The sequence below is a fragment of the Pseudomonas sp. B20 genome (genome assembly GCF_020515755.1).
Classification (GTDB): domain Bacteria; phylum Pseudomonadota; class Gammaproteobacteria; order Pseudomonadales; family Pseudomonadaceae; genus Aquipseudomonas; species Aquipseudomonas syringae.
In genome coordinates this window covers 174,502-195,018 of record NZ_JAHPJG010000013.1, presented here as the reverse complement: position 1 = coordinate 195,018, position 20,517 = coordinate 174,502, and the positions used below count along the sequence as shown (strand labels likewise).

The following is a 20,517-nucleotide window of genomic DNA, read 5'->3' as shown; positions in this document are numbered from 1 at the left end:
GGGTTCGCGTGCTCATGCCACCTGTGGCGAGGCCCTTTGCAGCAATGTTTCTACGTCAACGCCCTTGGGCAATGCGCCATACACCCGCGCGCCGGACACCAGTCGACCGGCAATGAAGCCGTCACTGACCGCCGCGTTACCCGCTTCCAGCAGCAACTTGCCCTGCAAGGCGATGGCGATGTCTTCGGTCAGTTGGCGGGCGCGGTACTGGATGTCGCCGGTGTCCCGAAACGCGGCCTTGAGCGTGCCGATGTGCGCCGCCAGATGCCGGTCGCCATGCCCGTCGCCCAGTTCGTCGAACAGCGCATCGAGCGCGCCGGGCTCTTTGGACAGGGTTCGCAGCACATCCAGGCATTGCACGTTGCCGGAGCCTTCCCATGTCGAGTTGACCGGCGCTTCGCGGTACAAGCGGGGCAGAATGCTGTCCTCGACATAACCGGCGCCGCCCAGGCACTCGGCGGCTTCGTTGATCATGGCCGGGGCGCGCTTGCAGATCCAGTATTTGCCCACTGCCGTGACCAGGCGCACGAAACGCTTTTCGTGATCATCATCCTGGTGGTCAAGCGCGCGCCCCATACGCAGGGTCAGGGCCAGCGCGGCCTCGCTTTCCAGTGCCAGGTCAGCCAGCACGTTCTGCATCAACGGCTGCTCGGCGAGCAACCGACCACTGACCGCACGGTGCGCGCAATGATGCGTTGCCTGGGTCAGCGCCTGACGCATCAGGGCGCTGGAGCCGATCATGCAGTCGAAACGGGTCATGGCGACCATTTCGATGATGGTCGGCACGCCGCGCCCTTCCTCACCGATCATCCACGCCAGCGCGCCACGAAACTCGACTTCGCTGGAGGCGTTGGACCAGTTGCCGAGCTTGTTTTTCAGGCGCTGAATGTAGAACTCGTTACGCGTGTCGTCCGGCCGGTGGCGCGGCAGCAGAAAACAGCTGAGGCCCTTGTCGGTCTGCGCCAGGGTCAGGAAGGCATCGCACATGGGCGCCGAGCAGAACCATTTGTGCCCGACCAGTTCGTAGGCCTGGCCGGGACCGCCTGACCCCACCGGGAACGCACGCGTGGTATTGGCCCGCACGTCGGTGCCGCCCTGCTTCTCGGTCATGGCCATGCCGATGGTCGCGCCGTTCTTGTGCGCAATGCCCACGTTGCGTGGCTCGTACTCAGTCGACAGCACCTTGGGCAGCCAGATTTCAGCCAGGTCCGGTTGCAGCCTGAGCGCAGGCACGCTGGCGAAGGTCATGGTCAGCGGACAGCCGCTGCCGGGGTCTGCCTGGGTGTGCAGATAACTCATCGCCGCGCGTGCGACATGCGCGCCGGGCTGCGGATCGGTCCATGGCAACGACGGGATGCCGTGCTCGATGGCCGTACTCATCAACTGGTGATACGCCGGGTGGAATTCGACCAGGTCTATGCGGTGCCCGTAGCGGTCATGGCTGACAAACTCGGGCTTGTGCTGATTAGCCAGAAAACCCGCCGCCATCAGCGGGCCACCTGCCAGGGCACCGTAGGCATCGATACGCGGCTGCGCCCAGCCCGCCCCGAATCGGCTGCTCCACTCCTGAAGCGGCACGTCGATACGGTAAAGGTTTGCCCCGTCGAGCGGCGGCGGTTGATTGGTGACTTCGTGGGTTTCGGCGAATTGATTCAGGTTCATGAGCCATCTCCTGCCTGAGTACACGCAACATGCACTCAGTGAACCACGCGCTCGGCCCTCGCAAAAGTGCCGTAGCCGCCTAACCCTCGGCGCTTTCAGCTGATGACGCTATAAGGCCGCTTATATCCCCCATTGAGCCTTGAGTTCAGGCGCCCTGCGCACTGCGCCCGGCACGACCATCAGCATCGGGACGCTCAGCGTGAAACAGCTGCCCTTGCCGGGCTCGGAACGATGACTCAATTCGCCGCCCTGCAGCTCGACCAGTTTCCGGCAGATCGCCAGGCCGATGCCCAGCCCTCCGTACTCACGGGTCATGGAGCCGTCGACCTGAAAGAAATGCTGATACAGCCGGGCTTCGTCCAGGCGGCTGAAGCCGATACCGCTGTCCATCACTTCGACCCGCAGGTACAAACGCTCCAGGTCCTGCGGATGACCACTGAAACGCACTTGCACTGCGCCCTTGCGGGTGAACTTGATGGCGTTGTCCACCAGACACTCGATGCACTGGTAGAGCTTGCTCGCGTCGCCGCGAAGGCTCGGCGGCAGTTTATCGTCCAGATCGAGCGTCAATATCAGGCCCTTGGCATGAGCCGCGCCGCTGAAGCGCTCCTCCAGCCTGTCGGCCAGATCCTCGGGCGCAAACGACTCGCAGTCGGCGTACAGCACACCGGCCTGCAGCTCGGTGAGGGTCAGGATGCCGTTGATCATGCTCATCATGTCGCGCGCCGAACTGGCGGCGGTTTGCTGATACATCTCGACTTCGTCGTCCATGTCCAGCGTCTGCATGACCTCCAGCGAGCCGATCACCCCGTTCATCGGCGTGCGCAGCTCATGGGTGAGCGTGGCCAGGAACTCGTCCTTCAGCCGGTTGCTGTTGGCCAGTTGCTGGTTGAGACGTTCAAGATCCTGACCGGCAGCCAGCAAGGTTTGCGCCTGTTGCCGGCGGGCGTGGTTGATACGGTCGGCCAGCGCCATCGACAGGAAGGCCATCTCCAGCACCGTGCCGATGTGCGAGGCGTACATGGTCAGGAAGGTATTGGGCAGATAGCCGAGCAGCATCAAGCCGAAGATCAGCCCGCTGACCATGAACACCGACCAGGCGAGCACAAAATAGCGCCCGACCCTTTCGCCTTTGACAACCGCAACGATACCCGCCAGGTAGATCGTCACGGCGCCTGCCATGACCAGCTGAGCCGCGCCGCGCAGGGCCGGCCCGTAGCTGAGGAACAAGGCCATGCCCATGACCAGTACGGCAGCGCCGATGACCGCCAGCAGCAGCCGGTCCAGCCAGCGGCTCAATTGTGCCGTGCCCAGAAAGCTGCGCGAAAACTGGCAGGCGAATAACGTCGCCAGCGATATCAGGAAGGGGGTCGACGCATTCGCCCACCAAGGGCTGTCAGGCCACAGGTATTCGATGGCAACGCCGTTGATCGACATCTGGTAAAGCCCGAACGAGGCGACGTACAGCAGGTAATACAGGTAATCCACCTCACGAACGCTGAGGTAGATGAACAGGTTGTAGACCAGCATGCCCAGCAGCACGCCGTAGATCAGACCGAAGACGTAAACCTTGGAGGGCTGCGCATCCAGATAGGCGTGGGTGGACCAGAGGTAGAGCGGTGCCTGAACAGCGCCTTCGCTGCGAATACGCATGTACAGGGTTCGCGTCTGGCCCGGCGGCAGGTCCAGCTGGAAGAGGTAGTTGTTCTGGGCGAACTGACGGCTGGAGAACGGCAGCATATCGCCGGTATGCCAGGCGCGAGTGGGCTGCCCGTCGGCATCCGGGCCGTAGAAGTCAATGTGGTCCATTGGCGGATAGGCCAGTTCCAGCAGCCAGTCGTTATGAATGCTGGCATCTGTGGGGCGATAGGTCAGCTCGACTTTCAGCCAGAAGGCCGAACGCGAATACCCGGCGTTGAAGGTTCCGGCAGGCACGGGCTGAAAGGCACCGGCGCGAGCGGCGGCGCTGACGCTTTCGATGGTCGCCTCGCCGGTCGGGTCCTCGAATACCTGAATGGCACGGCCCAACGGCAGAAAACGAGTGTTTTCATCAAACTCGACTGCATGACTCTGCAACGGCAGCCAAAGAGCCAGAATGATCAACAGATAGCGCATTGAAGCCCCAAGGTAGGTCGTCGCGTTCAATCCATCCATTGATTACGACGTCCCGCAAATTTCTATCCTTGAAACAGGCTAATGATTCAAACACACCATTGAACGTGCACATGTACCGGCAGACATCAGTAAGCACCCGAACCGTCACTCGTCAGCCTTGCCACTCAAGCATAGCCGCTAATAGCTGAAAGACAGTATCGCGATCAAAATCAAGGCAATAGCTCTATATCGGTGACTGCAGAGCAAACATGAGTACTTTTTAAGGTTTTGTCGAGCCCGCCGTCGTCGTCGATTGACCTCGATCCGCAAGAAAAAACCGGCACCCCGAGCGGCCCGCGAAAGGTTTAGTGATAAGCTCGCGCACCATGAATATCTATAGCTCCCGCCCCGTAGTCCTTTGCCTGTCCGGCCACGACCCTAGTGGCGGTGCCGGTATGCAGGCCGATATAGAAGCCCTGCTCGCCCAAGGCTGCCATGCCGCTCCGGTGATTACCGCGCTCACCGTGCAAGACACGGTGAACGTCAGTGATTTCCGCGTGCTGGATCGCGACTGGGTGATGGCGCAAGCCAATGCAGTCCTCAATGATTCGAGCGTAGCAGCCGTCAAGCTGGGCATGCTGGGCTCGCTGGAAATGGTCGATACGGTCGTCGAACTGCTCCTGGCCCACCCGCATTTGCCCATGGTCTGTGATCCGGTGCTACGCGCTGGCGGCGGCGGCAGGCTGGGCAAGGACGAGGTCGGCTACGCCATGCGCGAGCGCCTGTTACCGCTGTCGACCATCGCCACGCCGAACCTTCCGGAGGCCCGCATCCTCGCCGAGCTGCCCGAAGGCACTGCGGATGAATGCGCTGACAAACTACTGCCGTTTTGTGAATATCTGTTGATCACTGGCGGTCATGGTGATGAACAGCAAATCCATAACCGCCTGTACCTGCGCGGCGGCCAGACCCACACCTTCGTCTGCGAACGTCTGCCCGGCAGTTACCACGGCTCTGGCTGTACCCTGGCCAGCGCACTGGCCGGGCGCATCGCTCAGGGGCAGGAACTGGTCAGCGCGGTGAAGTCGGCACTCGACTACACCTGGCGAACCCTGAGGGATGCCGAACAGTTGGGCCGGGGGCAATTCGTGCCACGTCGGCTGCCGCTGGATTTTTGCTCGTAACACATCGCCATGAGGGTCGATTCATGAAACTGCGTGGCCTGTATGCCATTACCGACAGCCAGTTGCTGTCCGGCAAATTCCTGTCTTACGTCGAAGCTGCGCTGGACGGCGGCGTGACGCTGCTGCAATACCGCGACAAGAACAGTGACGAGTCCCGCCGTCTGCGCGAAGCGACCGAACTGCTCAAACTCTGCGAACGCTACAAGACCCGGCTGATCATCAACGATGACGCTGAGCTGGCTGCGCGCCTGGGGGTAGGCGTGCACTTGGGGCAGTCCGACGGCTCGCTGCCCGATGCCCGCGCCCTGCTGGGGCACAAGGCGATCGTCGGGGCTACTTGTCATGGCCGCGTGGAATTGGCCGAGCAAGCCAAGGCTGATGGCGCGACGTACGTGGCATTTGGCAGGTTCTTCAATTCACAGACCAAGCCCGGCGCCCCCGCCGTGCCGCTGGACCTGATCGCTCAGGTGCGTGCCAGGGTCCATCTGCCGATCGCGGTGATTGGCGGCATTACCCTGGAGAACGCGCCGCAACTGGTCGAGCACGGCGCCGACCTGCTCGCCGTGGTGCACGGTTTGTTCGGCGCTGAAAATACCCAGGAAGTGACCCGCCGGGCACGTGCATTCACGGCGCTGCTGTAGAGCGCAATCACTGTGGGCGCGAAGCGTCGCCCGGCTCGCTCCCACAAGTACGTGGATCCTCATTCGCAGCCGCGCTTCATTTGATATAGTGCGCGTTCCTGCGCCTTCTCTGGCTCATGCCACCCAATAAAGCAGCCCACCCTGAAGCTGCCCGCCTCGGCTGACTCCAGCGTAGACACGAATTCCCCGTTTCAAAGCAGAGACCCGATCATGTCCCGTTCCGAAACACTGTTCGCCAACGCCCAAAAACACATCCCCGGTGGCGTCAATTCGCCGGTTCGCGCCTTCAAGAGCGTGGGTGGCACGCCGCTGTTCTTCAAGCACGCTGCGGGCGCCTACGTGACTGACGAAGACGACAAGCGTTATGTGGATTACGTCGGCTCCTGGGGCCCGATGATTCTTGGCCATAGCCACCCCGACGTGCTCGACGCCGTGCGCAGCCAGCTGGAACACGGCCTGTCCTACGGCGCACCGACGGCCATGGAAACCGAAATGGCCGACCTGGTCTGCGAACTGGTGCCGTCCATGGAAATGGTCCGCATGGTCAGCTCGGGCACTGAAGCGACCATGAGTGCGATTCGCCTGGCCCGTGGCTTCACCGGCCGCGACAGCATCCTCAAGTTCGAAGGCTGCTACCACGGTCACTCCGACAGCCTGCTGGTCAAGGCCGGCTCCGGCGCACTGACCCTGGGCGTGCCCAGCTCGCCTGGCGTACCTGCAGCCTTCGCGAAACACACCCTGACCGTGCCGTTCAACAACCTCGACGCCGTGCGTGACCTGCTGGCCGAAGTGGGTCAGGAAGTAGCGTGCATCATCGTCGAGCCAGTGGCTGGCAACATGAACTGTGTGCCGCCCGCGCCTGGCTACCTGCAAGGGCTGCGCGACCTGTGCGACGAGCACGGCGTGGTGCTGATTTTCGATGAAGTGATGACCGGTTTTCGCGTAGCCCTCGGCGGCGCACAGGCTTATTACGGCGTGACGCCCGACCTGAGCACCTTCGGCAAGATCATCGGTGGCGGCATGCCGGTCGGCTGTTTTGGCGGCAAACGCGAAATCATGTCGCACATCGCACCGCTTGGCCCGGTCTATCAGGCCGGCACCCTGTCGGGCAACCCGCTGGCGATGGCGGCCGGCCTGACCACCCTGCGCCTGATCAGCCGTCCCGGCTTTCACGACGAACTGAGCGACTACACCCGTCGCCTGCTCGAAGGTCTGCAACAGCGCGCCGATGCAGCCGGTATCCCGTTCGTGACGACTCAGGCCGGCGGCATGTTCGGCCTGTACTTCAGCGAAGCCGAAGAAATCGTCACCTTCGAAGACGTGATGACCAGTGACTCCGAGCGCTTCAAGCGTTTCTTCCACCTGATGCTGGACGGCGGTGTGTACCTGGCGCCTAGCGCCTTCGAAGCAGGCTTCACTTCTATCGCCCATGGCGATGCCGAGCTGAAACTGACCCTGGATGCCGCAGAAAAGGCCTTCGCTGCGTTGAAATAAGCTCGTCAGGCATCACTCGCGCAGGGTGTCAGTGAACCGGCGCGAGTGATGACTGCGAATGAAACTGAACGTTAAGTATGCATTTTGCTTCTACAATGCAATGCGAACGCTGCACAGACACGCTGACGACCATCCTCTTTCAGGTAATACGCCCGTAAAAAAGGCTGTTTTCAGGCCGTGTAGCAGAAAATCCGTAAAGACTTTGTAAGGTTGGCTCTGCTTATTTCATAATGCGCAGCCAGCACGTTTAGCTGGTCGGGCATGCCCGCACCTTTTTCAGAGGTAAGTCGACTCCCATGAACCGCACCGGCCGCACCCTTGTATTGGGCTGCCTGTTGCTTGTCTATCCCCTGCTGGCAAGTGCCGGCGGCAACTCGTTGTTAGTACCGGCGATGGGTCGTTGCACCCTCAATACCCAGCCAGAGAACCTGCCTGCAGCGCTTGAAGCCTGCCAGCAGGCCGCCAAGGGTGGGGACGCGCAGGCACAGTACGAGTTGGGTGAGTTCTATTACGAGGGCAAAAATGCACCTCGCGATTTGCCGCAGGCGTTGAGTTATTTCGAGCAGGCTTCACTGCAGGGCCATGCCCAGGCGCAGTATCAACTGGGCTTGATGTTCAGCCGTGGCGAAGGTGTGCAGGCCAATAACATTCAGGCGTACATCGTGCTGAAGATGGCCGCGGTCAACGGTTCGGAAGAGGCGCTGGACGCTGCCGACGAAGTGTCGGCGAAGATGCCGCGTGACGAACTCGAAGTGGCGACTCAGGTACTCGGCCAGATTTTCCGCAAATACCTGCTTGAACTGCAGACCGCCGAAGGGCGCAGTCCTTTCTCTCCGTTGCCCTGATCAGGAATCTTTCAGGGCAATCACGATTCACACCTGCAACGCTTACTTTTCCGGCATCGGCATGGGGAACGGCATCACATTGCTGGTGCCGCGCGCTTCGCTGATTTTCGGTGTGCCCATACGCTCGACTTCATCAATGCGCACAATCGAATGCATCGGCACGAAACTGCGCACCACGCCTTCGAACTGGGCCTTGAGTTTCTCTTCGCTGGGGTCCACCACAACGGTCGTGCGCTCGCCGAAGACGAATTCTTCAACTTCCAGAAAACCCCACAGATCACTTTGGTAGATCTGCTTGGCGTACATCTCGAACACCTGTCCCTGGTTGAGGAAAATCACCTTGTAGATTGGAGCTTCGCGTTTGGTCATAACGGGCGGGTAACGATCAGAGATGAAAAAGGGGCACGGACTATAGCATGTCCGCCCGCCTCGTCGGACAGCCGACGCTAGGAACCCGAGCCCTTCATCCTTATAATGCGCGGTTCACTGACACGGTTGATCATCACGCATGGCCAAAAAGCTTTATATCGAAACCCACGGTTGCCAGATGAACGAGTACGACAGCTCGCGCATGGTCGACCTGCTGGGCGAACATCAGGCCCTGGAAGTCACCGCTCGCGCGGAAGACGCCGACGTGATCCTGCTCAATACCTGCTCGATTCGTGAGCGCGCCCAGGACCGGGTGTACTCCCAGTTGGGCCGCTGGCGTGAGCTGAAGCTGGCCAATCCGGAAATGGTCATCGCTGTCGGCGGCTGCGTGGCCAGCCAGGAAGGCGCAGCCATTCGTGATCGCGCGCCCTACGTGGACGTGGTGTTCGGCCCGCAGACCCTGCACCGCCTGCCGGAAATGATCGACGCCGCACGCGTGACCCGCTTGCCGCAGGTCGACGTCTCGTTCCCGGAAATCGAAAAATTCGACCACTTGCCCGAGCCGCGCGTCGATGGCCCGAGCGCTTATGTATCGGTGATGGAAGGCTGCAGCAAATACTGCACGTTCTGCGTGGTGCCCTACACCCGCGGCGAAGAAGTCAGTCGTCCGTTCGACGACGTGCTGAGCGAAGTGATCCACCTGGCCGAAAACGGCGTGCGTGAAGTCACCCTGCTGGGGCAAAACGTCAACGGTTATCGCGGCACCACCCACGACGGCCGCGTTGCAGACCTGGCGGACCTGATCCGCGTAGTCGCCGCCGTCGATGGCATCGACCGCATTCGCTATACCACCTCGCACCCGCTGGAGTTTTCCGACAGCCTGATCCAGGCCCACGCGGAAGTCCCGGAACTGGTCAAACACCTGCATCTGCCCGTGCAGTCGGGCTCCGACCGCATTCTGGCGGCGATGAAGCGCAACCACACCACGCTGGAATACAAGTCCCGCTTGCGCAAGCTCAGGGCCGCTGTGCCGGGCATCAGTATCAGTTCCGACTTCATCGTCGGCTTCCCCGGCGAAACCGAAAAGGATTTCGATAACACCATGAAGCTGATCGAGGACGTGGGTTTCGACTTCTCGTTTTCGTTCGTCTACAGCCCACGCCCGGGCACGCCCGCCGCGGACCTCAAGGACGACACGCCGGAAGCCCTGAAGAAAGAGCGACTGGCCGCGCTGCAACATCGTCTGAACCAGCAGGGTTTCGAGATCAGCCGGCAGATGGTGGGCAGCACCCAGCGCATTCTGGTGACCGACTACTCGAAGAAAGACCCAGGCGAACTGCAGGGGCGCACCGAGAACAACCGGATCGTCAATTTTCGCTGCGACAACCCCAAATTGATCGGGCAGTTTGCCGATGTACACATCGATGATGCGCAGCCTCACTCGTTGCGCGGCTCGCTGCTACAGTAAAGCTTGAGTGTCGCCGCAGAAACGAATCGCCGAATGAATTCGTTTCTGCGCGGTCCCTACCATTGAGCACGGTGAATCCCTGGCGCAGCCTTTAACAAGGCAAAGCTTTCGCACAACCAGCGCTAGGGGTATTCTTCAATACATCTCAATTGCCGCCGGACGGCCATTAAACGACCTTGAACGCACCCATAGAACCTCATCGTTTCACCCTCGAGCCTTTCGAGGCCCATCGTTTCGCCAACTTGTGCGGGCAACTCGACGAGCACTTGCGCCTGATCGAGCAACGCCTGGACATCGAGATCCGCAATCGCGGCAATCAATTCGAGCTCATTGGCGACCCCAAACAAAATCATTCCGCCGAGAACCTGCTGCGCCGTCTGTACCGGGAAACCAAAGGTACCGAGCTGACGCCGGACATGGTTCACCTGTTCCTCCAGGAATCGGGGGTGGACGGCCTCGACAATCACCCTGCCGCCGAAGTCGGCGTCTCGCTGCGCACCAAAAAGGGCATGATTCGCCCGCGCGGCCTGAACCAGCAGCGTTACGTCAAGGAAGTCCTCAGCAACGACATCAACTTCGGCATCGGCCCTGCGGGTACCGGCAAGACCTACCTGGCAGTGGCCTGCGCGGTGGATGCACTGGAGCGCGAGCAGATCCGACGCATCCTGCTGGTGCGCCCGGCGGTCGAGGCTGGCGAGAAGCTGGGCTTCCTGCCCGGCGATCTGGCGCAGAAGATCGACCCGTACCTGCGCCCGCTGTATGACGCGCTGTACGAGATGCTCGGTTTCGAATACGTCGCCAAGCTGATCGAGAAGCAGGTCATTGAAGTGGCACCGCTGGCTTACATGCGCGGACGCACCCTTAATAACAGCTTCATCATTCTCGACGAAAGTCAGAACACCACCGTCGAGCAGATGAAGATGTTCCTGACCCGTATCGGCTTCGGCTCCACGGCCGTGATCACCGGCGATATCACCCAGGTCGACCTGCCCAAGGGCACTCGCTCCGGGCTGACGCACGTCATCGATGTGCTCAAGGACGTGCCGGGCATCAGCTTCACGCATTTCAAACCCAAGGATGTGGTTCGCCACCCGCTGGTGCAGCGCATCGTCGAAGCCTACGAGCGTTTCGACGACCGCCTCAGCGATGGTCCGTCGGGCAACAACAGTTACCCACGGGACAAACACCGCGATGCTTGAGCTGGACCTGCAGATTGCAAGCGAGACAAGCGCCCCTGACGAAGCCCGATTCCGCCTCTGGTGTGAAATGGGCTTGCGTCAGCGCAGTGCCGACTCCGAGCTGACCATCCGCCTGGTTGACGAAACCGAAGGGCGTGAGCTCAATAACACCTGGCGACACAAAAACTACGCAACAAACGTGCTTTCATTCCCGGCGGACGTTCCGGACGACATGCTGGACATCCCGTTGCTGGGCGATCTGGTCATCTGCGTTCCGGTCGTCAACCGTGAAGCCGTTGAACAGGGCAAGTCCGTCGACGCGCACTGGGCGCACATGGTCATTCATGGCTGCCTTCATCTGTTGGGTTACGACCACATCGATGATGAAGAAGCCGAAGAAATGGAAGCACTGGAACGAACGTTGCTTGAGGAGCTGGGCTATCCCGATCCTTACGCTGACGACGAAAGTGCCGACCTTCCCCATTCAGACACACCAAGCAAGGACCACGAGTAAGGGCTATGAGCGAAGACCGATCGAGCAACGGGCAAAAGTCATGGTTGGGTAAACTGACCCAGGCCTTTGTCCATGAGCCGAAAAACCGCCAGGAGCTGCTTGAGCTGCTGCGCGAAGCCCACCAGAACAAACTGCTGGACAGCGAAGCGCTGGCCATCGTCGAGGGCGCCATTCAAGTGGCTGACCTGCAAGTGCGCGACATCATGGTGCCGCGCTCGCAGATGATCAGCATCAAGGCGACCCAGACACCCCGTGAATTTCTGCCGGCGGTCATCGATGCTGCGCACTCGCGCTATCCGGTGATCGGCGAGAGCCACGATGACGTGCTCGGTGTGCTGCTGGCCAAGGATCTGCTGCCGCTGATCCTCAAGGCCGACGGCGACAGCGATGACGTCAAGAAGCTGCTGCGTCCGGCCACCTTCGTGCCCGAATCCAAGCGTCTCAACGTGCTGCTGCGCGAATTTCGCGCCAACCACAACCACATGGCCATCGTCATTGACGAATACGGCGGCGTGGCAGGTCTGGTAACCATCGAAGACGTGCTGGAACAGATCGTCGGCGATATCGAAGACGAACATGACGTCGAGGAAGACAGCTACATCAAACCGCTGCCCAGCGGCGACTTCCTGGTCAAGGCCCTTACGCCGGTCGAGAATTTCAACGAGTTCTTCGACAGCACGTTCTCGGACGACGAGTTCGACACAGTGGGCGGCCTGGTGATGAATGCCTTCGGCCATCTGCCCAAGCGCAACGAAATCACTGAAATCGGTGCCTATCGTTTCCGCATCCTGAGCGCTGACAGCCGTCGCATTCATTTGCTGCGCGTGACGCCCATTTCACGTCCGTAAACCCTTGATGCTGCTTTAAGGAATCTACATGCGCTGGATAACCCGCCCCGGCTGGCCCGGTAACCTGCTGGCCCTGGCGGCTGGCGGGCTCACCACCCTGGCCCTGGCGCCCTTTGACCTCTGGCCTCTGGTGCTGGTAGCAGTGGCGATGTTCTATCTGGGTCTGCGCGACCTGAACCCGCGCCAGGCACTGGCCCGTGGCTGGTGCTATGGCTTCGGTCTGTACGGCGCCGGCACCAGCTGGATCTACGTCAGCATTCACACCTACGGCGGTGCGTCCGTGCTGCTGGCCGGGCTGTTGATGCTGTTGTTCATCGCTGCCATTGCCCTGTTCTTCGCCCTGCCCGCCTGGGTCTGGGCGCGCTGGCTGCGTCGCAATGAGGCACCGCTGGCCGATGCGCTGGCCTTCGCAGCGCTGTGGCTGTGGCAGGAAGCGTTTCGCGGCTGGTTTCTCACCGGCTTCCCGTGGCTCTATTCCGGTTACAGTCAGCTCGACGGCCCACTGGCCGGGCTCGCCCCAGTCGGCGGCGTATGGCTGATTTCATTCTCGCTGGCGCTGACTGCTGCACTGTTGTGCAACCTGCACCGCCTGCGTGCACGCAAATCGTTTCTGGCCATGGGCGTGGTGCTGTTGCTGGCCCCGTGGGTCATAGGCCTGGCCCTCAAGGGGCACGCCTGGACATCGCCGTCCGGTGCGCCACTGAAAGTTGCGGCGATGCAGGGCAACGTCGAACAAAGCATGAAGTGGGACCCGCAAAAGCTCAACGATCAGCTGGCGCTGTACCGCGACATGACCTTCCGCTCGCAGCAGGCAGACCTGATCGTCTGGCCGGAAACCGCCGTGCCGGTGCTCAAGGAAAGCGCAGAAGGCTATCTGTCGATGATGGGCAAGTTCGCTTCGGACCGCGGCGCGGCGCTGATCACCGGCGTACCGGTGCGTGAACCGACCGGGCGCGGTGAGTATCGTTATTACAACGGCATCACGGTCACAGGTCAGGGTGACGGCACCTACTACAAGCAGAAGCTGGTGCCGTTCGGTGAGTACGTGCCGCTGCAGGACCTGCTGCGGGGGCTGATTTCCTTCTTCGACCTGCCGATGTCGGACTTCGCGCGCGGGCCGAACGATCAGGCGTTATTGCAGGCCAAGGGTTATCACATTGCGCCGTTCATCTGCTACGAAGTGGTCTATCCAGAGTTCGCCGCTGGCTTGTCGGCACAAAGCGACCTGCTGCTGACGGTCAGCAACGACACCTGGTTCGGCACCTCGATCGGCCCTCTGCAACACTTGCAGATGGCCCAGATGCGCGCGCTTGAAGCGGGCCGCTGGATGATCCGGGCAACCAACAACGGCGTGACCGCGCTGATCGACCCGTTCGGCAAGATCACCGAACAGATTCCGCAGTTCGAACGCGGCGTGCTGTACGGCGAAGTGGTGCCCATGCATGAACTCACACCGTATCTGCACTGGCGCTCTTGGCCGCTGGCGATTGTCTGCCTGCTGCTGTTTGGCTGGGCGTTGATGGCGGCACGGATTTCCAAGACCGTGTGACTGCACGAAGCCGGTTTCATCTGCCTGCAGGTGAAATCGGCTTCAGATGGTCACTGCTTCAGATGATCATTGCCCCTTCCGATAGATCCACGGATACACCAGCAAGCCTGCGGCTTCATTGAGCAGCACCCCGCTCTGCGTGAACACGCGACTTTCAGGCAGCCAGCCACCAAAAGGCCTGGCGTTGTCGACCCCCATAAAGCCGACCGGCGCCCCAACCACCGTGAAACCTGCCTGCTCGAAGCTCCAGCGTGCCCGCGGCATGTGCCAGGCCTGAGTCACCAGCACCACGCGCTTGATACCTTGCGGCTGCAGAATTGCGGCGCTCATGGTCGCGTTTTCCCACGTGGTGCGGCTCAACCCCTCCTGCCAGCGCACCGTCACAGCAAAATCATCCTGCAGCGACTGCGCCATGATCGACGCTTCGCTGGGCGGCTGGTCAAAATGCAGGCCGCCAGAGGTCAATATCGGCAGTCCGGACTCTTTCGCCAATCTGGCCGCCAAACGCAAGCGCTCGAGTCCAAGACCGGTGGGCGTGTCTGTGCCCCAGGTCGGCGAGTTGCGCTCGCGCCCGTTGCCCAGCACCACAATGGCATCCGCCTGCTGCGCCAGCGTCGCCCACTGCTGTTGCGGCAAGGGCGGGACCTGCTCCAGTTTACGAGCGGCAAACTCTACGGCGACCGGCAGGCTCATCAGCCACAATCCGCCGAGCCCGACCGCGAAAAACGTCGTAGCCAGACGCGGCCGCGTGCGACGCAACCACCAGCCAAGGATCAGCAGGACAAACAGAATGCCGGGCGGCAAAAGAAGGGCTTTGAGCAGGTAGCGCAGCGGCATCGGGACATCTCCATGAGTGCCCGCAGCCTAGAATGTTTGCAGACACGCGACAATGTCTGAAGCAGGAAGCCCGAGGTAGCCAGCCACTTTGCCCGCGATGCCTAGGCTCTGTACGAAAAGTCGGCGAGCGAAGGTCAGGCAAGGCAAAAACAGGCGAGGAACGGCCGGGGTCGCGTTCGACTCTACGTGTTGTAAATGAGCATTCCGATTGGACTCGCATCCGAGCCTGTTTTTAACGAAGCATCACCGAGCGCAGCCACTTTTCGTACAGAGCCTAAGAGTTACGGCCCAGCCGCACTGACGCCTTGGCTCGTCGCCGGTCCTTCAGCCAGACGATGGTGGCTGACGCACGCGGCGCCCTGCCATGCTCCGCAGCCACCAGAGCACTGCCCGAGGACATGTCCACGACAGCTGCGCCTGCGTCCCCGGAACCTTTTTCGAGATAGGCTTCGATCAACTGGAACTCGGCACGACTCAGCCCCTTGAGCTCAAGCTCGGCAGGCGACTCGTTCCGGAGCCGGACCGAGGTACTCGCCGTCTCGAGTGCAAGACCGAGACGGTCGATCAGACGCTCATACAGCCGGGTCAGGCTTACAACATGCTGCAACTCTGTCATCCCGCTCACCTCATCGAAGATAATCATCACCCTCGCGTTTGAGCTTAGCGCTGCTGCAAGAACCGGTAGGGAACAACGACCAACGGCCAGATGCGGTTGTCAGCCGGGCGTTGAGCCCACAAGTGGAGCAATCAGGGTTTCCCTCGATAGACGGCCCTCATGTATGCTACTGCGCTTCCTGTAATTCCACTTCCGCGCTCTTGAGCCCGAACGCACCGCACAGACAGTTGCAATTGTCCGCCACGCGGTGCCGACCTGACTCGGCGAAGCAATGAAGAGGTCAAGGGTCACTAATCCTTAGTAAAAAGTAGCCATGCACGAACTCTATCAGCCCCGTGAAATCGAAGCCGCCGCCCAAACGTTCTGGGATGAGCAAAAGTCTTTTGAAGTCAGTGAACAGCCAGGCAAGGACACTTTCTATTGCCTGTCGATGTTTCCTTACCCGAGCGGCAAGCTGCACATGGGTCATGTGCGCAACTACACCATTGGTGACGTGATCTCCCGTTACCAGCGCATGCTGGGCAAGAATGTTCTGCAGCCACTGGGCTGGGACGCTTTCGGCATGCCGGCTGAAAACGCCGCCATCGACAACAACGTCGCACCGGCCAAGTGGACCTACGAAAACATCGACTACATGAGGACCCAGCTCAAAAGCCTGGGTCTGGCGGTTGACTGGTCGCGCGAGGTCACCACCTGCAAGCCGGATTACTACCGCTGGGAACAATGGCTGTTCACTCGCCTGTTCGAAAAGGGTGTGATCTACCGCAAGAACGGCACCGTGAACTGGGACCCTATCGACCAGACCGTACTGGCCAACGAGCAGGTCATCGACGGCCGCGGCTGGCGTTCCGGCGCGCTGATCGAAAAGCGCGAAATCCCGATGTACTACTTCAAGATCACCGCGTACGCCGATGAGCTGCTGGAAAGCCTCGACGAACTGCCGGGCTGGCCTGAACAGGTCAAGACCATGCAGCGCAACTGGATCGGCCGTTCGCGCGGCATGGAAGTGCAGTTTCCGTACGACCAGGCCTCGATCGGCGAAGCCGGTGCCCTGAAAGTCTTCACCACCCGCCCTGACACCCTGATGGGTGCGACCTACGTCGCGGTGGCGGCTGAACACCCGCTGGCAACCCTGGCCGCTCAAGGCAACCCCGCACTGCAAGCGTTCATCGATGAATGCAAGGGCGGCAGCGTTGCCGAAGCCGACGTTGCCACACAGGAAAAGAAAGGCCAGGCGACCTCGTTGTTCGTCGAGCATCCACTGACTGGCGAGAAACTGCCGGTCTGGGTGGCCAACTACGTGCTGATGCACTACGGCGATGGCGCGGTCATGGCCGTACCGGCGCACGACGAGCGTGATTTCGAGTTTGCTACCCAGTACGGTCTGCCGATCAAGCCCGTGGTCCGCACCAGCGCCGGCGACGAAACGCCTGCCCCATGGCAACCGGCCTACGGTGAGCATGGCGAGCTGATCAATTCCGGAGAATTCACCGGCCTGACCTTCCAGGAAGCGTTCGACGCCATTGAAGCCGCGCTGGTCAAGAAATCCCTCGGCCAGTCCCGCACCCAGTTCCGCCTGCGCGACTGGGGCATCAGCCGCCAGCGCTACTGGGGCTGCCCGATCCCTATCGTGCATTGCGACACCTGCGGCGACGTGCCGGTCCCGGAAGACCAGTTGCCGGTTGTCCTGCCGGAAGACGTCGTGCCCGACGGCGCTGGCTCGCCACTGGCGCGCATGCCCGAGTTCTACGAATGCATCTGCCCGAAATGCGGCGCACCGGCCAAGCGTGAAACCGACACCATGGACACCTTCGTCGAGTCCTCGTGGTACTACGCGCGCTATGCGTCGCCGCATTACGAAGGTGGTCTGGTCGAGCCCAACGCTGCCAACCACTGGCTGCCGGTGGATCAGTACATCGGCGGTATCGAACACGCGATCCTGCACCTGCTCTACGCCCGCTTCTTCCACAAGCTGATGCGCGACGAAGGCCTGGTGACCTCGAACGAACCGTTCAAGAACCTGCTCACCCAGGGCATGGTCAACGCCGAAACCTACTTCCGCATGGAAACCAGCGGCAAGAAGACCTGGATCAACCCGGCCGACGTAACCCTCGAAAGAGACGCCAAGGCCAAGGTGATCAGCGCCACACTGACCAGCGACGGCCTGCCGGTGGAAATCGGCGGCACTGAAAAGATGTCGAAGTCGAAGAAAAACGGCATCGACCCGCAGACCATGATCGACCAGTACGGTGCCGACACCTGCCGTCTGTTCATGATGTTCGCCTCCCCGCCCGACATGAGCCTGGAATGGTCCGACTCGGGCGTCGAAGGTTCGCATCGTTTCCTGCGCCGCGTATGGCGTCTGGCTCAGGCGCATGTGGCTCAAGGCCCGTCGACCGGCCTGGACGTTGCGGCATTGTCCGACGAGCAGAAAGCCATCCGCCGCGCGATCCATCAGGCGATCAAACAGGCGAGCCAGGATATTGGCCAGAACCAGAAATTCAACACCGCTGTCGCGCAAGTGATGACGCTGATGAACGTGCTGGAAAAGGCCCCGCAGGACACACCGCAGGATCGCGCACTGATGCAGGAAGGCGTGGAAACCGTCACCCTGCTGCTGGCACCGATCACGCCGCACATCAGTCACGAACTGTGGACGCAACTGGGCCACAATGAGCCGGTCATCGACGCGGGCTGGCCTGCATTCGACGCACATGCGCTGGTGCAGGACAGTCTGCAACTGGTGATTCAGGTCAACGGCAAGCTGCGCGGCCACATCGAGATGCCTGCAAGTGCCAGCCGCGAAGAAGTCGAAGCGGCTGCACGCGTCAACGAGAACGTATTGCGCTTCACTGATGGCCTGACCATTCGCAAGGTGATCGTCGTGCCTGGCAAGCTGGTCAACATCGTCGCAAGCTGATTGGATCGGGCGCCCGGCAAACGCAGGGCGCCGAACATATTTCCAGGGCACGCACTGGCGGCCCAAACGGATTCAAGGGGAGCATCAAGATGATCAAACGCAATTTGCTGGTGATGGGCCTGGCTGTTCTGTTGAGTGCCTGTGGCTTCCATCTGCGTGGCACCGGTACCACCGAGCTGGCGATCAAGGAGCTGGATGTCAGCGCCCGCAACGCCTATGGCGAAACCGTGACTCAGCTCACTCGCCTGCTGACCAGCTCTGGCGTCAAGGTCTACACCGGCGCGCCTTACAAGCTGATGCTGACCAACGAAGCCGAGACTCAGCGCGTCATCAGCTACTCGGGCTCGGGTCGCTCGGCTGAATACCAGCTGACCACCACCCTGACCTATGAAGTGCATGGCGACAGGGACCGCATGCTTCTTGGCGATAAAGTCACCGCAGACCGTTCCTACGTACACGACGGCAACAACCTGACCGGTTCCGACCAGGAAGCCTCCCAGGTTCGTCAGGAAATGCGCAACGACCTGATCCAGAAACTGATGGCGCGCTTGCAGCAACTGACCCCTTCGCGTCTGGACGAGCTGCAGGCCAAGGCCGATGCAGTTGCCAAGGCCGAAGCCGACGCACTCGAGGCTGCTCAGCGAATCCGCGACGAGACGCCTCAGCAGTCGCCTGTCGAAGTTCCAGCCAGATAAGTGTTCGGGGCCGGTTTTCCGGCCCCGACATCCTCTGAATCATGAAACTCGCTCCCGCCCAACTCGGCAAGCACCTGCAAGGCACACTTGCGCCCGTCTATGTGATCAGCGGTGATGACCCGCTGCTCTGCCAGGAAGCAGCTGACGCCATTCGCGCGGCCGCACGCCAGCAAGGCTTCGATGAGCGGCAGGTATTCAGCGCCGACGCCAGCTTCGACTGGGGCACATTGCTCCAGGCGGGTGCCAGCATGTCGCTGTTTGCCGAACGCCGTCTCCTGGAGTTGCGTCTGCCCTCCGGCAAGCCCGGCGATAAGGGTGCTGCGGCGCTCATGGAATATTGCGCCAGACCTGCCGAAGACACCCTGCTGCTGATCAGCCTGCCCAAGCTCGATGGCAGTGCGCAGAAAACCAAATGGGGCAAGGCCCTGGTCGAGGGCGCGCAAACCCAGTTCGTGCAAATCTGGCCGGTGGACATCGGCCAGCTGCCGCAATGGATCCGCCAGCGCCTGTCGCAGGCAGGTCTGGCGGCGACTCAGGACGCCGTCGAACTGATCGCGGCCCGGGTCGAAGGCAACCTGCTGGCCGCCGCGCAGGAAATCGAAAAGCTCAAACTGATGGCCGAAGAAGGCCAGATCACCGTCGAGACCGTGCAAGCGGCGGTGGCCGACAGTGCACGCTTCGATGTGTTTGGCCTGACCGATGCAGTGCTCAATGGCGAGGCCGCCCATGCGTTGCGCATGCTCGAAGGGCTGCGTGGCGAAGGGGTCGAAACGCCGGTGATTCTCTGGGCACTGACCCGCGAACTGCGCGCTCTGGCCAACATGTCACAACAGTTCAGCCAGGGCGTGCCGCTGGACAAGGTGTTCAGCTCGGCACGTCCGCCGATCTGGGACAAGCGCAAGCCACTGATGAGCAAGGCCCTGCAACGCCACTCGGCAAAACGCTGGAGCCAGCTGCTCATGGATGCGCAACGCATCGATGCGCAGATCAAAGGCCAGGCCGCAGGCTCGCCATGGAGCAGCCTGAGCCGACTGGCGCTGCTGATGGCAGGGCAACGATTGGCGCTGCCTGCGGAGTAGGCAGGTGTTGTCGACTCTCGTTCCCACGCTCTGCGTGGTAATGCCCTTCAGGACGCTCTGCGTCCTCTTGTGACGCGGAGCGTCACGAACTGCATGCCGACGCAGAGCATCGGCACGATAATCAAAGCGAGGTGTCTGTTCCGGCCCCTTCGCGAGCAAGCTCGCTCCCACAGGTCTTCGATCACTCGGCCAATTGCGCGCTCAGCGCCATAGCACACGACTATTAGACACACGCGCCGTTCTGCCCGATGATTCGCAGCGTTTTACAACACCCATCAGGAGCACCCGCCATGAGCAAGCCAAAGCGGCCGAACAAGGCCAAATCCATCATCGCCCAGCCTTTGTTCCGCAGTCGTCAGGAACAACCCGCCAAGGGCAAAGGCAGCTACCGCCGCGAAGCCTTCCAGTCTAAAAGCTGGGAGGCTTCCTGCTTTATGGCAGCCTGATATCGAGCAACATTTCCGGGGCGCTTTCAACCGCTTAGCCGTGTTATGGTCTGCACCTAACGGTAATACCCTTGGACT

At 61.1% G+C, this 20,517-nt stretch carries 18 protein-coding genes; 13 read left to right on the top strand and 5 right to left on the bottom strand.

Annotation, left to right across the window (positions count from 1 at the left end; genetic code table 11):
- Window positions 1-12: 12 nt before the first annotated feature.
- Both LIX91_RS14670 and LIX91_RS14665 read right to left on the bottom strand, forming a co-directional pair.
- The gene (locus tag LIX91_RS14670; RefSeq protein WP_226488676.1) at window positions 13-1,662 is read right to left on the bottom strand and encodes an acyl-CoA dehydrogenase family protein; all 1,650 of its coding nucleotides are present in this window, start codon (window positions 1,660-1,662) and stop codon (window positions 13-15) included.
- Window positions 1,663-1,782: 120 nt separating this feature from the next.
- Window positions 1,783-3,777 carry a sensor histidine kinase gene (locus LIX91_RS14665; RefSeq protein WP_226488681.1) on the bottom strand — a complete coding sequence of 665 codons (1,995 nt, stop codon included), beginning with the start codon at window positions 3,775-3,777 and terminating at the stop codon, window positions 1,783-1,785.
- Between the two features lie 365 nt (window positions 3,778-4,142).
- Between LIX91_RS14665 and LIX91_RS14660 the strand changes: the two genes are divergently transcribed.
- The 4 genes from LIX91_RS14660 to LIX91_RS14645 all read left to right on the top strand — a co-directional run bounded on the left by LIX91_RS14660 (window position 4,143) and on the right by LIX91_RS14645 (window position 7,920).
- A complete protein-coding gene (locus LIX91_RS14660) occupies window positions 4,143-4,940 on the top strand; it encodes a hydroxymethylpyrimidine/phosphomethylpyrimidine kinase (protein ID WP_100073527.1) in 798 nt (265 codons plus the stop codon).
- A gap of 23 nt (window positions 4,941-4,963) precedes the next feature.
- A complete protein-coding gene (gene thiE / locus LIX91_RS14655; protein ID WP_003419303.1) occupies window positions 4,964-5,581 on the top strand; it encodes a thiamine phosphate synthase in 618 nt (205 codons plus the stop codon).
- Window positions 5,582-5,791: 210 nt separating this feature from the next.
- Window positions 5,792-7,075 carry a glutamate-1-semialdehyde 2,1-aminomutase gene (gene hemL / locus LIX91_RS14650; RefSeq protein WP_003392017.1) on the top strand — a complete coding sequence of 428 codons (1,284 nt, stop codon included), beginning with the start codon at window positions 5,792-5,794 and terminating at the stop codon, window positions 7,073-7,075.
- A gap of 296 nt (window positions 7,076-7,371) precedes the next feature.
- Complete coding sequence (locus LIX91_RS14645) at window positions 7,372-7,920, top strand: tetratricopeptide repeat protein (RefSeq protein ID WP_003419305.1); 549 nt, start codon at window positions 7,372-7,374, stop codon at window positions 7,918-7,920.
- Between the two features lie 42 nt (window positions 7,921-7,962).
- On the opposite strand, the gene LIX91_RS14640 is transcribed toward LIX91_RS14645, so the two are convergent.
- Window positions 7,963-8,289 carry a DUF1820 family protein gene (locus LIX91_RS14640; RefSeq protein ID WP_003313868.1) on the bottom strand — a complete coding sequence of 109 codons (327 nt, stop codon included), beginning with the start codon at window positions 8,287-8,289 and terminating at the stop codon, window positions 7,963-7,965.
- A 139-nt stretch (window positions 8,290-8,428) separates the two neighbouring features.
- Between LIX91_RS14640 and miaB the strand changes: the two genes are divergently transcribed.
- The 5 genes from miaB (at window position 8,429) to lnt (ending at window position 13,846) form a co-directional block, all read left to right on the top strand.
- Window positions 8,429-9,757, top strand: a complete 1,329-nt coding sequence (gene miaB / locus LIX91_RS14635; RefSeq protein ID WP_046236167.1) for a tRNA (N6-isopentenyl adenosine(37)-C2)-methylthiotransferase MiaB — start codon at window positions 8,429-8,431, stop codon at window positions 9,755-9,757.
- 176 nt (window positions 9,758-9,933) lie between these two features.
- On the top strand, window positions 9,934-10,956 hold the full coding sequence (locus tag LIX91_RS14630; RefSeq protein WP_003313870.1) for a PhoH family protein: 1,023 nt from the start codon (window positions 9,934-9,936) through the stop codon (window positions 10,954-10,956).
- Window positions 10,949-11,449: an rRNA maturation RNase YbeY gene (gene ybeY / locus LIX91_RS14625; protein WP_032699769.1), complete on the top strand. Its 501-nt coding sequence runs from the start codon at window positions 10,949-10,951 to the stop codon at window positions 11,447-11,449. Before LIX91_RS14630 ends, ybeY begins: the two co-directional genes overlap by 8 nt.
- Window positions 11,450-11,454: 5 nt before the next feature.
- On the top strand, window positions 11,455-12,297 hold the full coding sequence (locus tag LIX91_RS14620; RefSeq protein ID WP_003368790.1) for an HlyC/CorC family transporter: 843 nt from the start codon (window positions 11,455-11,457) through the stop codon (window positions 12,295-12,297).
- A gap of 28 nt (window positions 12,298-12,325) precedes the next feature.
- Window positions 12,326-13,846, top strand: a complete 1,521-nt coding sequence (gene lnt / locus LIX91_RS14615; RefSeq protein ID WP_003419312.1) for an apolipoprotein N-acyltransferase — start codon at window positions 12,326-12,328, stop codon at window positions 13,844-13,846.
- Between the two features lie 66 nt (window positions 13,847-13,912).
- Here lnt and LIX91_RS14610 read toward each other — a convergent pair whose 3' ends face one another.
- On the bottom strand, window positions 13,913-14,683 hold the full coding sequence (locus LIX91_RS14610; RefSeq protein ID WP_103688816.1) for a YdcF family protein: 771 nt from the start codon (window positions 14,681-14,683) through the stop codon (window positions 13,913-13,915).
- A 274-nt stretch (window positions 14,684-14,957) separates the two neighbouring features.
- Window positions 14,958-15,299 carry a hypothetical protein gene (locus LIX91_RS14605; RefSeq protein ID WP_003419319.1) on the bottom strand — a complete coding sequence of 114 codons (342 nt, stop codon included), beginning with the start codon at window positions 15,297-15,299 and terminating at the stop codon, window positions 14,958-14,960.
- 313 nt (window positions 15,300-15,612) lie between these two features.
- Here LIX91_RS14605 and leuS point away from each other — a divergent pair, with 313 nt between their 5' ends.
- The 4 genes from leuS to arfA all read left to right on the top strand — a co-directional run bounded on the left by leuS (window position 15,613) and on the right by arfA (window position 20,439).
- A complete protein-coding gene (gene leuS / locus LIX91_RS14600; RefSeq protein WP_226488675.1) occupies window positions 15,613-18,219 on the top strand; it encodes a leucine--tRNA ligase in 2,607 nt (868 codons plus the stop codon).
- 89 nt (window positions 18,220-18,308) lie between these two features.
- Window positions 18,309-18,914, top strand: a complete 606-nt coding sequence (lptE, locus tag LIX91_RS14595) for an LPS assembly lipoprotein LptE (RefSeq protein WP_046271498.1) — start codon at window positions 18,309-18,311, stop codon at window positions 18,912-18,914.
- 41 nt (window positions 18,915-18,955) lie between these two features.
- Entirely contained in the window at window positions 18,956-19,993 is a 1,038-nt protein-coding gene (gene holA, locus LIX91_RS14590) for a DNA polymerase III subunit delta (protein ID WP_003368796.1), read from the top strand.
- A gap of 290 nt (window positions 19,994-20,283) precedes the next feature.
- Window positions 20,284-20,439, top strand: a complete 156-nt coding sequence (gene arfA, locus LIX91_RS14585) for an alternative ribosome rescue factor ArfA (RefSeq protein ID WP_002555325.1) — start codon at window positions 20,284-20,286, stop codon at window positions 20,437-20,439.
- Window positions 20,440-20,517 lie beyond the last annotated feature (78 nt).

What these genes read in the sequence shown, in the direction of transcription:
- LIX91_RS14670 (WP_226488676.1), bottom strand. Translation starts at nt 1,662, where the DNA reads ATGAACCTGAATCAATTCGCCGAAACCCACGAAGTCACCAATCAACCG.
- LIX91_RS14665 (WP_226488681.1), bottom strand. Translation starts at nt 3,777, where the DNA reads ATGCGCTATCTGTTGATCATTCTGGCTCTTTGGCTGCCGTTGCAGAGT.
- LIX91_RS14660 (WP_100073527.1), top strand. Translation starts at nt 4,143, where the DNA reads ATGAATATCTATAGCTCCCGCCCCGTAGTCCTTTGCCTGTCCGGCCAC.
- thiE (WP_003419303.1), top strand. Translation starts at nt 4,964, where the DNA reads ATGAAACTGCGTGGCCTGTATGCCATTACCGACAGCCAGTTGCTGTCC.
- hemL (WP_003392017.1), top strand. Translation starts at nt 5,792, where the DNA reads ATGTCCCGTTCCGAAACACTGTTCGCCAACGCCCAAAAACACATCCCC.
- LIX91_RS14645 (WP_003419305.1), top strand. Translation starts at nt 7,372, where the DNA reads ATGAACCGCACCGGCCGCACCCTTGTATTGGGCTGCCTGTTGCTTGTC.
- LIX91_RS14640 (WP_003313868.1), bottom strand. Translation starts at nt 8,289, where the DNA reads ATGACCAAACGCGAAGCTCCAATCTACAAGGTGATTTTCCTCAACCAG.
- miaB (WP_046236167.1), top strand. Translation starts at nt 8,429, where the DNA reads ATGGCCAAAAAGCTTTATATCGAAACCCACGGTTGCCAGATGAACGAG.
- ybeY (WP_032699769.1), top strand. Translation starts at nt 10,949, where the DNA reads ATGCTTGAGCTGGACCTGCAGATTGCAAGCGAGACAAGCGCCCCTGAC.
- LIX91_RS14620 (WP_003368790.1), top strand. Translation starts at nt 11,455, where the DNA reads ATGAGCGAAGACCGATCGAGCAACGGGCAAAAGTCATGGTTGGGTAAA.
- lnt (WP_003419312.1), top strand. Translation starts at nt 12,326, where the DNA reads ATGCGCTGGATAACCCGCCCCGGCTGGCCCGGTAACCTGCTGGCCCTG.
- LIX91_RS14610 (WP_103688816.1), bottom strand. Translation starts at nt 14,683, where the DNA reads ATGCCGCTGCGCTACCTGCTCAAAGCCCTTCTTTTGCCGCCCGGCATT.
- LIX91_RS14605 (WP_003419319.1), bottom strand. Translation starts at nt 15,299, where the DNA reads ATGACAGAGTTGCAGCATGTTGTAAGCCTGACCCGGCTGTATGAGCGT.
- leuS (WP_226488675.1), top strand. Translation starts at nt 15,613, where the DNA reads ATGCACGAACTCTATCAGCCCCGTGAAATCGAAGCCGCCGCCCAAACG.
- lptE (WP_046271498.1), top strand. Translation starts at nt 18,309, where the DNA reads ATGATCAAACGCAATTTGCTGGTGATGGGCCTGGCTGTTCTGTTGAGT.
- holA (WP_003368796.1), top strand. Translation starts at nt 18,956, where the DNA reads ATGAAACTCGCTCCCGCCCAACTCGGCAAGCACCTGCAAGGCACACTT.
- arfA (WP_002555325.1), top strand. Translation starts at nt 20,284, where the DNA reads ATGAGCAAGCCAAAGCGGCCGAACAAGGCCAAATCCATCATCGCCCAG.